The 13083-nt window shown below is 51.6% G+C and carries 13 protein-coding genes, 1 rRNA gene and 1 other RNA gene; all 15 read left to right on the top strand.

Annotated elements, in window-relative coordinates; translation table 11 throughout:
* Nucleotides 1-206: 206 nt before the first annotated feature.
* On the top strand, nucleotides 207-1814 hold the full coding sequence (pyrG, locus tag M6D81_RS18415) for a CTP synthase (RefSeq protein ID WP_262678386.1): 1608 nt from the start codon (nucleotides 207-209) through the stop codon (nucleotides 1812-1814).
* Between the two features lie 178 nt (nucleotides 1815-1992).
* Nucleotides 1993-2391, top strand: coding sequence for a response regulator (locus M6D81_RS18410; protein ID WP_262678385.1), 399 nt, complete (start codon nucleotides 1993-1995; stop codon nucleotides 2389-2391).
* 482 nt (nucleotides 2392-2873) lie between these two features.
* Nucleotides 2874-3728 carry a class II fructose-1,6-bisphosphate aldolase gene (gene fba, locus M6D81_RS18405; RefSeq protein ID WP_262678384.1) on the top strand — a complete coding sequence of 285 codons (855 nt, stop codon included), beginning with the start codon at nucleotides 2874-2876 and terminating at the stop codon, nucleotides 3726-3728.
* A 118-nt stretch (nucleotides 3729-3846) separates the two neighbouring features.
* A complete protein-coding gene (locus M6D81_RS18400) occupies nucleotides 3847-5100 on the top strand; it encodes a UDP-N-acetylglucosamine 1-carboxyvinyltransferase (protein WP_262678467.1) in 1254 nt (417 codons plus the stop codon).
* A 113-nt stretch (nucleotides 5101-5213) separates the two neighbouring features.
* On the top strand, nucleotides 5214-6551 hold the full coding sequence (gene rho / locus M6D81_RS18395; protein ID WP_262678383.1) for a transcription termination factor Rho: 1338 nt from the start codon (nucleotides 5214-5216) through the stop codon (nucleotides 6549-6551).
* Between the two features lie 21 nt (nucleotides 6552-6572).
* Nucleotides 6573-7814, top strand: a complete 1242-nt coding sequence (locus M6D81_RS18390; protein ID WP_262678382.1) for a radical SAM family protein — start codon at nucleotides 6573-6575, stop codon at nucleotides 7812-7814.
* A gap of 108 nt (nucleotides 7815-7922) precedes the next feature.
* A complete protein-coding gene (gene rpmE, locus M6D81_RS18385; RefSeq protein ID WP_262678381.1) occupies nucleotides 7923-8120 on the top strand; it encodes a 50S ribosomal protein L31 in 198 nt (65 codons plus the stop codon).
* A gap of 83 nt (nucleotides 8121-8203) precedes the next feature.
* Nucleotides 8204-8605 (top strand): hypothetical protein, encoded by a 402-nt coding sequence (locus M6D81_RS18380; RefSeq protein WP_262678380.1) that lies wholly within the window; start codon nucleotides 8204-8206, stop codon nucleotides 8603-8605.
* Between the two features lie 85 nt (nucleotides 8606-8690).
* An RNA gene (gene ffs, locus M6D81_RS18375) (signal recognition particle sRNA large type) lies at nucleotides 8691-8959 on the top strand.
* Nucleotides 8960-9160: 201 nt separating this feature from the next.
* Complete coding sequence (gene dnaX / locus M6D81_RS18370) at nucleotides 9161-10948, top strand: DNA polymerase III subunit gamma/tau (RefSeq protein ID WP_262678379.1); 1788 nt, start codon at nucleotides 9161-9163, stop codon at nucleotides 10946-10948.
* Between the two features lie 24 nt (nucleotides 10949-10972).
* Complete coding sequence (locus M6D81_RS18365; protein WP_262678378.1) at nucleotides 10973-11284, top strand: YbaB/EbfC family nucleoid-associated protein; 312 nt, start codon at nucleotides 10973-10975, stop codon at nucleotides 11282-11284.
* A gap of 52 nt (nucleotides 11285-11336) precedes the next feature.
* Nucleotides 11337-11936 (top strand): recombination mediator RecR, encoded by a 600-nt coding sequence (gene recR, locus M6D81_RS18360; protein ID WP_262678377.1) that lies wholly within the window; start codon nucleotides 11337-11339, stop codon nucleotides 11934-11936.
* Between the two features lie 190 nt (nucleotides 11937-12126).
* Nucleotides 12127-12372 (top strand): DUF2508 family protein, encoded by a 246-nt coding sequence (locus M6D81_RS18355; protein WP_262678376.1) that lies wholly within the window; start codon nucleotides 12127-12129, stop codon nucleotides 12370-12372.
* Entirely contained in the window at nucleotides 12369-12632 is a 264-nt protein-coding gene (locus M6D81_RS18350; protein WP_262678375.1) for a pro-sigmaK processing inhibitor BofA family protein, read from the top strand. Before M6D81_RS18355 ends, M6D81_RS18350 begins: the two co-directional genes overlap by 4 nt.
* A gap of 305 nt (nucleotides 12633-12937) precedes the next feature.
* A 16S ribosomal RNA gene (locus M6D81_RS18345) occupies nucleotides 12938-13083 on the top strand; the annotation flags it as partial.

Raw genomic sequence — 13083 nt, 5'->3', positions numbered from 1 at the left:
TAAACTATTCCATGGGCTTTAAAGATCGGTTAACAATATCGCATGATTGCTATGCATTTTAGAAAAGTGCCCCCGTTGCAACGGGTGTCACTTTTTTTGTTTGTTATTGCCAACTGTTTCTAATTTTTCTTCTTGCGGCAGGGGATGGAAAGGCGACAGGTGGCAAACCTAACTATTATTACAGGAGCATGGAGGGTTTTATCACAGTGACCAAATATATATTTGTGACAGGCGGCGTCGTCTCCTCCCTCGGCAAAGGGATTACGGCAGCTTCGCTAGGCAGATTGTTGAAGAACAGAGGCTTGAAAGTGACGATTCAGAAATTCGATCCATACATTAACGTTGACCCCGGAACGATGAGCCCGTATCAGCACGGGGAAGTGTTCGTCACGGACGACGGAGCCGAGACTGACCTTGATCTTGGTCACTATGAGCGCTTCATTGATATCAATTTATCCAAGAACAGCAATGTAACGACGGGCAAAATTTATTCCAACGTCATTACGAAGGAACGTCGCGGCGACTACCTGGGCGGTACGGTGCAAGTGATTCCTCATATTACGAATGAGATCAAGGAGCGGGTATTCCGTGCAGGCAAGGAAGCCTCGTCCGACGTCGTCATTACGGAGATCGGCGGTACGGTAGGCGATATTGAGAGTCTGCCGTTCCTGGAGGCGATTCGTCAGATTAAGAGCGATATCGGCCGGGACAATGTCATGTACATCCATGTAACGCTTATTCCATACATTAAAGCCGCAGGCGAAGTGAAGACGAAGCCGACGCAGCACAGCGTGAAGGAATTGCGCAGCATCGGCATTCAGCCGAATGTCATCGTCTGCCGCACGGAATATCCGCTGGCTGAAGACTTGAAGCGGAAGATCGGCTTGTTCTGCGACATCGATGCCAATGCCGTCGTGGAGTGCCTGGACGCTTCCACATTGTATGAAGTGCCGCTTATGCTGCGCGAGCAAGGCTTGGACGAGATTGTCGTCAATCATCTGAAGCTGGAAGCGGGACAGCCGGACATGAGCGAGTGGGAAGCGCTCGTAGCGCGTGTGAAGTCGCTTCATCGCTCTACCGAGATCGCCATCGTAGGCAAGTATGTGGCGCTGCATGATGCTTATCTGAGCATCGTGGAATCGCTTGGTCATGCCGGCATTGCCGCCGACTCGGAAGTGAAGATCCGCTGGGTGAACGCAGAGGAGCTGACGGACGAGAATGTGGCGGACAACCTGCAGGGCGTCGACGGCATCCTGGTGCCTGGCGGCTTCGGCGATCGCGGCATTGAAGGCAAGATCAGCGCAATTCGCTATGCCAGAGAGCAGAAGATTCCGTTCTTCGGCATCTGTCTCGGCATGCAGGTTGCCGTTATCGAATTCGCCCGCAATGTGGCTGGCCTGGCCGGTGCGAACAGCTCCGAGATCAACGCCTCCACGCCTTACCCGGTCATCGATTTGCTGCCCGATCAGAAGGATGTTGAGGATATGGGCGGCACAATGCGTCTAGGCTTGTATCCGTGCAAGATATTGCCGGAGACGACGGCGGCCCGCGCATACGGGGATGAGCTTGTCTATGAGCGCCATCGCCATCGCTACGAGTTCAACAATGAATATCGTGAAGCGATCGAGGCGGCAGGCCTGAAGATTTCCGGCACGTCGCCTGATGGCCGACTGGTAGAGATGGTTGAGCTGCAGGATCATCCATGGTTCCTGGCTGTGCAATTCCATCCGGAGTTCACATCGCGTCCGAACCGTCCGCAATCGCTATTCCAAGGTTTCGTGAACGCGGCGCTTGCTTCTGCCGGCAAGCAATAAGATCGGCGGAGCGTACCAATTGATGGGAATGGGCAAAGAATAGATTTCTATCAATTTAGTAAGTTTTTGTATGTGCTAGAAGGATTATCTCCAAGCCCATCGAATATAGTTATAAATGACGGGAGAGCTGTCCCAATTCGATTAGGCAATTAGCTCAGCCGCGGGGGGTAGATGAAGCTTGGAGAAGAAGAAGGTTCTTATTGTTGATGACCAGAATGGCATACGGATATTGTTGTTGGAAGTGTTCAGCAGTGAGGGGTACAACACTTATCAAGCATCCAACGGCAAGCTTGCCCTTGAAATCGTGAAGAGGGAGTCGCCGGATTTGGTGCTGTTGGATATGAAGATACCTGGTATGGATGGACTGGAGATCTTGAAGCATATTAAAGCGATAGACTCGTCCATCAAGGTCATTATGATGACGGCGTACGGCGAGCTCGATATGATTAAGGAAGCGACAGACCTGGGTGCGCTCATGCACTTTACCAAGCCGTTCGATATCGATGAGCTGCGAGTGGAAGTGAACAGACAGCTTCAGAGCGGCGGTTCGTCCGGTCAAGTAGCCGTAGGCTCCTGATGCTGCATGAGTGAAGCCATCGCCACATGAGGGGCGATGGCTTTTTTACCACAATAGCGTATAAGTTTCCAGCTTGGCTAGAACTGAAATTCTATTTGGCGATAAACCTACCTTATGCTTACGAAGTGAGTTTGCTTTGCAAACTTTTAGTTCGCTCATCTTCGAATGGCCTCGATAGAGGTTTTCTCACCGCGATAACATCCGCCTTATCCTTCCGAAGCGAGTTTGCTTTGCAAACTTTAGGTCGCTCATCTTCGAATGGCTTCGACAAAGGTTTTCTCATTAGTTTCGGGGTCCCCGCAAAGTTATGGAGTATACATCGAATCAAAACCTCACTTTGTGGGGGTATTAAGGTGGACTTTCCGTATTCGGGAGGTCCCGATAGCAGTTTTCGCAATGTTTAGTTATGTGGTATAATGGCTCAGAATGACAAGTCGGAACGGGCTTGAGTTTGAAAGTGATCAATAGGAGGAATACAGATTATGCCATTGGTGTCGATGAATGAGTTTTTGCCGAAGGCGAAAGCGAACAAGTTTGCGGTAGGTCAATTCAACATGAACAATCTGGAGTTCGCGCAAGCAGCCGTTGAAGCGGCTATCGCGGAGAAGTCGCCATTTATTTACGGAGTGAGCGAAGGTGCTCTAAGATATATGGGCATTGAATTCACAGTAGCGATGGCTGAAGCGGCTGCGAAGAAGTCCGGACTTCCGATTGCCCTTCACCTGGACCACGGCAGCAGCTTCGAAGTTGCGATGAAATGTATCCGTGCGGGCTTCTCGTCCGTTATGTTCGACGGATCGCATTACGGTCTGGAAGAGAACATCGCCTTGACGAAGGAAGTTGTGAAGGCTGCTCATGCAATGGGCGTATCCGTAGAAGGCGAGCTGGGAACGATCGGCGGCGTAGAGGACGACCTGGAAGTGGACGAGGCTGACGCCAAGCTTGCCAAACCGGAAGAGGCGATCCGCTTCTACGAGGAGACGGGCGTAGACTGCCTGGCTATCGCAGTGGGCACAGCTCATGGCATGTACAAGGGCGAGCCTAAGATTCACTATGATATTATTCAGAAAGTATCCGATGCGATTCCAGTTCCGGTCGTGCTGCATGGCGGTTCCGGCGTTCCTGACGAAGCGATCCGCTTGTCCGTTCAAGCCGGTGTCGGCAAGATCAACGTGAACACGGAGAATCAAGTCGCTTTCACGAACACCATTCGCGAGAAGCTTGCTGCTGATAGCAACGTGATCGATCCGCGCAAATATTTGACGCCTGCCCGCGATGCGATGGTAGCTGTCATTCGTGAGAAAATCCGTCTGTTCGGAAGCAGCAACCAAGCGTAATACGGAAACAAGGGAAGCAACCGTCATGACAGACGGCAGGTCTGCTTACGCTCATAACTGGACTTGCTCTCGCCATGGCGGTTTTTTCTCTGTTCTCTTGCGGGAGGGACAATAAGTGATGGAGAAACTGATGGTACGAGGCGGTCGTCCTCTCCGCGGAACCGTCGGAATCAGTGGCGCGAAGAACAGTGCGGTTGCGCTTATACCGGCTGCTCTGCTGGCTGAATCCGAGGTTGTGCTGGACAATCTGCCAATCATAAGCGATGTAGCGGTATACAGTGAAATACTGCAGGAGCTCGGGGCGGAGGTTCATCGTGTGGGCGATACGATGAGGATTAATCCGGCCGACTTGAAATCCTTGCCCATGCCTAACGGCAAAGTGAAAATGCTTAGAGCCTCCTATTACTTGATGGGAGCAATGCTTGGCCGCTTCGGCGAAGCGACCATAGGCTTGCCGGGAGGCTGCAACTTCGGTCCAAGACCGATCGATCAGCATATTAAAGGCTTCGAGGCGCTGGGCGCAGTAGTGACGAACGATCATGGATCGATCAGAATTACGGCCAAGCAACTGAAGGGAGCCAAGATCTACCTGGATGTAGCAAGTGTCGGTGCGACAATCAATATTATGCTGGCGGCCTCAAGGGCCAAAGGCTCGACAATTATCGAAAATGCGGCGAAAGAGCCTGAAATTATAGATGTAGCCACCCTCCTTACCGCAATGGGCGCGACGATTAAAGGCGCAGGCACGGAAACGATCCGCATCGAAGGGGTCGACGGGCTGCGCGGTTGCCGCCATTCCATTATTCCCGATCGCATTCAAGCAGGTACGTATATGATTGCTGCCGCTGCAACAGGCGGCGACGTTCTTATTGATAATGTCATACCGAAACATATGGAAGCGATAACGGCCAAGATGGAGGAGATGGGGGTCGAAGTCCAAGAGCTCGACGAGGCGATACGGATCATAGGTCGGCCGGAGTATCAAGCGGTGGATGTAAAGGCGCTTGTCTATCCTGGGTTCGCCACAGATCTTCAGTCTCCGATGACTACGCTGTTGACGCAGGCCAGAGGAGTCAGCATTCTGACGGATTATGTGTACGGAACTAGATTCAAGCATATTCCGGAGCTGGTGCGCATGGGTGCAAATATACGCGTAGAAGGCCGTTCTGCCATTATTGAAGGCACGAAGCTGAACGGCGCCAAGGTGAAGGCCGCGGATTTGCGGGCCGGAGCCGCTCTGGTTGTAGGGGCGCTTGCGGTGCAAGACGACGTTACGGAAATTACAGGTGTCGAGTTTATTGACCGCGGCTATGATTCTCTCGTTGACAATCTCAGGATGCTTGGCGCGGACGTATGGAGAGAGACTGTATAGTAGTCTCTCTCGTTCCGCTGTATCGGCACGAATAGATGTCATATAATTGGGCAATGATGAGTTAATAGTAACTTGCTATTCATATAAAATCTATTAAAGTGGTGAATAAAAACATGTCGGATCTTCAGATTGCAGATCTGGAAGGAATGAAGCTTACCGAGCTATACAAGCTCGCCAAGCAGTATCAAATTGCCTATTACGGACAATTGAAAAAGAAAGAGCTGATCTTCGCCATCCTAAGGGCGCAGGCGGAGAAAAGCGGTCTAATGTTTATGGAAGGCGTGCTTGATGTGTTGCAGGAAGGATTCGGATTTCTGCGTCCCATCAACTACTTGCCCAGCAAAGAGGATATTTACATTTCGGCTTCGCAGATACGCAGATTCGATCTAAGAAGCGGAGACCTCGTCTCCGGCAAGTGCAGGCCGCCGAAAGAGAACGAGCGATATTTCGGTCTGCTCCAAGTGAATGCTGTCAATGGCGAAAATCCTGATACTGCCTCGGAACGACTCCATTTTCCTGCTCTGACTCCTCTCTATCCCGAAAAGAAATTAGTGCTTGAAACATCGAAGAACAAAATTTCTACACGTATGATGGATTTGCTTGCACCGGTTGGATTAGGTCAACGGGGATTGATAGTGGCGCCTCCTAAAGCGGGTAAAACGTTGCTGATTAAAGAAATCGCCAACAGTATTTCCGAGAATCATCCCGATATTGAACTATTTGTACTGCTTATTGACGAGCGTCCGGAGGAAGTGACGGACATGCAGCGTTCCGTAAAAGGGGAAGTTGTATCTTCTACGTTCGACGAGCTTCCGGAAAATCATATCAAAGTGGCGGAGCTTGTGCTGGAACGCGCATTGCGTCTAGTGGAGCACAAGAAGGATGTCGTGATATTGCTGGATAGCATAACGCGGCTGGCCCGCGCGTACAATCTCGTCATACCGCCGTCCGGGAGAACGCTGAGCGGCGGTATTGATCCGGCGGCGTTCCATCGTCCGAAGCGCTTCTTCGGCTCGGCCAGAAATGTGGAGGAAGGCGGTAGCTTGACGATTCTGGCTACGGCTCTTATCGATACGGGCTCGCGAATGGACGACATCATCTATGAAGAATTCAAAGGAACGGGCAATATGGAGCTTCATCTGGACCGCAAACTCGCGGAACGCCGTATTTTCCCGGCGCTGGATATGCGCAGATCCGGCACCCGCCGCGAGGAGATGCTGCTTACCAAGGAAGAGCTGGATAAGGTATGGGCCATTCGCAAAAATCTGCAGGAAACGCCTGAATTCGTGGACAGCTTCCTGAAGAAGATGAAGGATACGGACAATAACGAACAGTTTCTTATGTCCCTGGATCTGTCAACAGAGGGCAAGCAGGAGCGCTCCTCCATTAGAAACGGATCTGCCTCGCATGCCGGCCGCAGACCGGTAAGCCGGACAACGGGAAGCTCTTAGCGGGAATGGAAGGAGGACATCATGAATCTCGTATACGCGGATGAGCACGGCAACGTGTTCGACCATTCCAGCCTGATCGGACTTGGACGCAGCGGCAACGACATTGTGGAGCTGATGGAGGAGGAGCTGATTCCTCTTCCGGAAGGCGCGACGCTTGTCAGCCTCCCCTACACCAGACCGATAGGACTGAATCAGGATACCGGCGAGATGGAAGCTCTGGCTGACGGAGCGCAAGCCGTAGGGGCTTTGCTGCCGCAAGGCTTTACCCGTCTGTACTTGCCGGGTTATGTGAAGTCGGATAAGGAGCAGAAGCTGCCGCTGTTCGGATATACGGCTGTTGTATGGAAGGAAGACGGCTTCTATGTGGCGGCTGAGCAATGCGACGCCCCCGATCGGTGGGACCCGCTCAATTGCGATAGAGACGAGCTGAAGATCGGCGTGGATCGGCTGCTCGCCCAATATCCGGACAACCGTTTGTATCAGCATCTCTCGCATTGTGCGTTGGGCTACGAATGCTTGACAGCCTCCAACACTTTTCTGAACCGCTGGGAAGGCGCGGTACCGGTCTCCTACTCCTGTAATGCAGGCTGCTTCGGCTGCATATCGGAACAGCCCGACGACAGCGGATTCCTTGCTCCGCAGACGCGCATGAATTTCAAGCCGACTGTAGAAGAAGTCGTTCAGATTATGCTGGAGCACCTGAAGGAGCCGGAATCTATTATCAGCTTCGGGCAAGGCTGTGAAGGCGAGCCTTCCACACAGGTGAAGATTATCGTGGAAGCAATGAGGCAAGTGCGGAGCCAGACATCGCTTGGTTATATTAATATCAATACGAATGCAGGCATTACGGATTTCATTAAAGCGATCGTCAACGCCGGTCTGGATCTGATGAGGGTGAGCACGATCAGTGCGCTCGACGAGCATTACAACGCCTACTACAAGCCGCGGGGCTATACGCTAGCCAATGTGGAGAAGTCGCTGAAATACGCGACAGACAAGGGTGTATACACATCGATCAATTACCTGATCTTCCCCGGCGTGACGGATCGGGAGGAAGAGATGGAAGCGATGATCGGCTTCGCCAAGCGGACAGGGTTGAAGCTGATCCAGATGAGGAACCTGAACATCGATCCGGAGAGCTACCTGGAGCTGATTCCGCAGCCGCAAGGCCATATTTATGGCATGAAGCAAATGCTGGAGATATTCCGTGAAGAATTGCCGGATGTGGTCATCGGCTCCTACACCCACGTTCCACCGCGTTGATCGCTATATTTGCCATTGCAAATCGTGAGACATTCATGCTATAATCCGGCTATGTGTGATTTTAACTCTGGGTCCGCATGAGGCTCAGGGCAGAAAGAGGTGAACGAGATGAAACAAGGTATTCATCCGACATACCATGCTGTGACAGCAACCTGCGCATGTGGCAACACATTCGAGACAGGTTCCATCAAGTCGAACATTCGTGTAGAGGTTTGCTCCTCTTGCCACCCGTTCTTCACGGGTAAACAGAAGTTCCTTGATGCAGGCGGCCGCGTGGATCGTTTCAAAAAGAAATACGGCATGTAATTTGTACCAAGCATTCAGCCTTTATTTGGCAGAATACAAGAACCTCCCCAAGCCATCCTATGGTTAGAAGGGAGGTTTTTTTGTTGCAGCATTTATCCCGATTGTGCCGGAAGTCGATGCTGGTTGCTGTTGTGTTCTTCGCGGTGATTAGTCTCGCGGGCTGCTCCAGTGAATCGAAGCAGGAGATGAAGTCTTACGGTCATGATGGTTATATGGGTTTCTCCAATAGCAATCCCAATACGGTGAACAGGCATTCCTCGCTGTCGTATCAGAGGGATGTGGAATTAATTAGGCAAGTGCTCATGCCGCTGCAAGGCATACATCGCACGGATATCAGCTTTAACGGCAACGATGTGCATGTGACGGTCGTGGCGAAGAACAGTATGAATCGCGAGCAGATCAAGCAGCTTAAGGCGAAAGTGCAAGCCATTGTGCAGGAGAACCTGCCTCTGTACGATGTACATGTGAAGGTTGCAAAGGGATAGCGTGCCGCTTTCCAGCATATGGCCTTCACTGCCACTTTCCACCGGATGTTGCGCTTTGACTCAGAATGTACTATACTTGTCTATGCCGTGCTAGATGGGGAGGTAGCGGTGCCCTGTTACTCGCAATCCGCTATAGCGAGGTTGAATTCCTACACTGAGGTTATGATGATGTGAGGTTTGGCGCATGCAAGCAGTGTTGACAGTTGGGTCCTCCGCAATGGACGCTTGTGAACCTGGTCAGGTCCGGAAGGAAGCAGCCATAAGCAAGTTAGTTCATGTGCCGGAGGAGTGCCTGACTCGAGCTGTGCAGCATGAGTGCCGCTTGGATCGCATCAATCGAAGGTAGGTGCACGGTACTAACGGTTTTTATGAAGAAGGAATGTACACATACCTGTATTCGCAGAATTGGCGACGATGCTCGCCGTCACGCGATTGCAGGTGTTTTTGTATCCGGAGCTTCTGCATATGTTTCTCGGAACCGTGTTGTAGTATACTATATAAGAATAGGAATGCACGAAGAGCTTCCAAATTGGACGTTAAAGGGGAAGAGCCGCCTTGTCACATATAGCCTTATACCGTGCCTGGCGTCCGCAGACGTTCCGGGATATGGTAGGACAACAGCATATTATTCAAACCTTGCAGAATGCGATCCGTGAACAGAGAGTATCGCATGCTTATCTGTTCAACGGTCCCCGCGGGACGGGGAAGACGACTACGGCGAAGGTATTCGCCAAGGCGGTCAACTGCGAAAGCGGACCGGCGGTGGAGCCATGCAACGAATGTGAAGCTTGCAAGGGCATTACAGCCGGCAGTATTATGGATGTCATTGAGATCGACGCCGCTTCCAATCGGGGCATTGACGAGATCAGGGATATCCGTGACAAAGTTCGGTATGCGCCGACCGATGTCCGTTACAAGGTGTATATTATCGATGAGGTTCATATGCTTACGGCGGAAGCGTTCAACGCCTTGCTGAAGACGCTGGAGGAACCGCCGGGACATGTCATCTTCATTCTCGCCACGACGGAGCCGCACAAGCTGCCGGCGACGATTATCTCGCGCTGCCAGCGCTTCGACTTCCGGCAAGTGTCGTTCGAAGAGCAGACGAAGCGGTTGAAGGAGATATGCGAAGAAGAAGGGATAGAGGCGACGGAAGATGCCTTGTTCTACATAGCACGCCTGTCCGAAGGCGGCATGAGGGACGCAATCAGCCTGCTGGAGCAAGTGTCCGCATTCGCGGCCGGCCGGATTACGCTTGAAGCGGCAGTGGATGTTACCGGCGGCATGGCCGCCGATCAATTCTATGAGCTGGCGGAGGCGATCAAGAACCGGAATGCGGCTGTCATGATGCCGCTTGTGGAAGGCTTGATGCAAGCTGGCAAGAGTGCTGACAAGTGCATGGAGAATCTGATCTACTATTTCCGCGATCTGCTCGTCTTGAAGCTTGCCCCCGGCGAGGGAGCGGTTACTGAACGGATCGTCGATCCTGAGCGGTTCCGTGACATGGCTGATGCGTACAGCTCGGACCGCCTATTCTCCATGATCGATACGCTGAACAAGTATCAGGTGGAGCTGAAGCATGCCTCGCAGCCTCAGACTATGCTGGAAGTGGCATTGATGAAGTTGTGTACGATGCAAGAGGAAGCCTCGGCCGGCAAGAGCAGCGCCGTGAATGCTTCTTCCGGTACGGCTGACGGTGGAGGAGCGGGTTCCTCGGCAGCGGAGGTGCAGAAGCTTAGGCAGCAAGTAGAAGCGCTGGAGCGCAAGCTGGAGCAAGCGCTTAAGAACGGCGGCGTCTCGGTCGGAGCGTCGGACAGCGCCGGAGGAGGAGCTGCGCCGAAGAGCGCTGTCCGCGGACCGTTCGGCGGAGGCGGCGGCAAGATGCGTCCGAAGGTGAAGCTGGAGCCTTATCTGGCTGCAGTCAGCAGCGGGGATACGAATCATGCACGCATGAATTGGGGAGAAGTGCTGCAGCGTGTGAAGGATGAGAAGGTGACCCTTCATGCCTGGCTGAAGGATGGAGAGCTTGCAGCTGTTGCCGACGGGAATCTGCTGCTAGCCTTCAAGAACGATATTCATCGCGAGACGACGGAGAAGCCTGCTCACCGCGAGATAATTGAACGTATCGCCGGGGAGATACTGGGCAAGTCTCTGCAATTGGTTACTGTGATGCTAAAGGATTGGCAGAGCGCTGTTGACGGGTCCGACAAGTCCGTAGGTGAGCCGCTTGAGCTGGTCCCGGAGGATGCTGAGGAATCTAATAAGGCCAGAGAGCCTGAATGGGTAGAGGAAGCAGTGAAGATGTTCGGCGAAGACCTTGTTGTCGTTGAAGACAAATCTTAAACTAATCTCATGGGGTGAATAAATATGAATAATATGAATCAGATGATGAAGCAAGTGAAGAAGATGCAACAGCAAATGATGAAAGCGCAAGAAGAGCTGGAGACCAAAACAGTTGAAGGCACAGCTGGCGGTGGTGTCGTGACAGTTACGGTGAATGGTCACAAGAAGCTGCTTGACATTGCGATCAAGCCTGAAGCGGTTGATCCTGATGATGTTGAAATGCTGCAGGATCTCGTCTTGACGGCAGTTAACGATGCGCTTGTGAAGGCCGAAGAGCTGGCAAATAAGGATATGGGCAAATTTACAGGCGGAATGAACATTCCGGGCTTGTTCTAATTGCGGATACTTATCAGGCTGCCTCTAATGTTTGAAAGGAGCTGTACCCTGTTTGTATTATCCGGAACCCATTGCGAAATTGATTGACGCATTTACCAGACTGCCCGGGATCGGGCCGAAGACGGCGGCGCGGCTGGCATTTCATGTGCTCAGGATGAAAGAAGACGACGTCATCGACTTTGCGAAAGCGTTAGTCAGCGTAAAGCGCAATTTATTCTACTGTTCGATATGCTGCAACATCACCGATACCGACCCATGCAGAATATGCTCGGACAAATCGCGTGACGGTTCAGTTATCTGTGTCGTACAGGAATCCAAGGATTTGGTTGCTATGGAGCGCACAAAGGAATTTGACGGTGCGTACCATGTGCTGCAAGGCGCCATATCTCCCATGGAGGGTATCGGCCCTGAAGAAATTCGCATCGCCGAGCTGCTGCAGCGGTTAAGCGATGAGAAGGTGCAGGAGCTTATTCTGGCCACCAATCCAAATATTGAAGGCGAAGCGACGGCGATGTATATTTCCAGGCTGGTGAAGCCTTTCGGTCTGAGAGTTACTCGTATTGCCCATGGGCTTCCTGTAGGCGGTGATTTGGAGTATGCGGATGAAGTGACGCTGTCCAAAGCGCTGGAGGGGCGTCGTGAACTGAGCTGATAGCAGAAGATTCAGGCGAACAAAAGTCGTTTGTCCGATGTGGAAGAGTTGTTTCCACATTGGGCGAGCGGCTTTTTTGCTTTGCGGCAGCCAAGCTCGAAAGGGATACTCAGAGGAAAGGTTCTATTTTGGCGTACAAGCTTATAAACATTAGAAATAGAGGTGATTATTCGAAATTGGTGGTGGTCGCGTGAGTTGGAGCATGCAGCAGAGTGACCGTGAGAACAAGGAGATGGTTCAACTGAAGGAAGAGATAGCCGATGCGCTTCGCGAATGGGAAAATGCCAATCGATATTTCAACTATTCGATAGGCAAGGAGCAGATTGATCATGCGATATTTGCCATCATTACAGCAGAGAAAAGGTACGGCATGCTTATGAGCCGTGCGAAACGTCTCCATGTGGAATGGCCAGAGTGGAAGGAGGAATTAAGATGAAGTGGTTATGGTTGTCCGTGTTGATTGGTTCGTCTGTTCTTCTGCTTGGCGTGATTTTGAGACATAAGCTGAGTTGGGGATGGGTGAAGGGATTTGCGCTTCATTTGGTTCTGGCTGCAGGACTCCTGTATGTCCTTAACTATGCTGGTATTATGCCGGGACTCTTTATTCCGATTAATCCTGTTACCGTTGGAACGATTGTTGTATTGGGATTGCCTGGGGTAGCTTTGCTGGCGGGATTGCAATGGTTTGTTGTGTGATTCTTTATAAATGATTGAAGTTATCGCATGAGCTGAATGCTGCGTAATAAAGTGATTGACGCTGCGTGAAATGTGTGATACATTATTCCTCGTGCCCGAAGCGTTTTTGAGAAGAAAAAAACTTTTAAAAAAATGCTTGCAATGTTCTAGGCACCTGTGATATATTATAAAAGTCGCCGCTGAGACATGGGCGGCACACAAGAAAAGAGATTGTTCCTTGAAAACTGAACAACGAGCGAAACTGCCCCGTTGATCCTAACGGATTAATGGAAAAGCAATACAAGTAATGAGCAAGTCAAACTACTTTTATGGAGAGTTTGATCCTGGCTCAGGACGAACGCTGGCGGCGTGCCTAATACATGCAAGTCGAGCGGACTTTCGGGAGTGCTTGCACTCCTGAAAGTTAGCGGCGGACGGGTGAGTAACACGTAGGTAACCTGCCCCTAAGACC

The sequence above is a fragment of the Paenibacillus sp. J5C2022 genome (assembly GCF_025567625.1).
GTDB lineage: Bacteria > Bacillota > Bacilli > Paenibacillales > Paenibacillaceae > Pristimantibacillus.
This window is presented reverse-complemented; position numbering and strand designations above follow the sequence as displayed.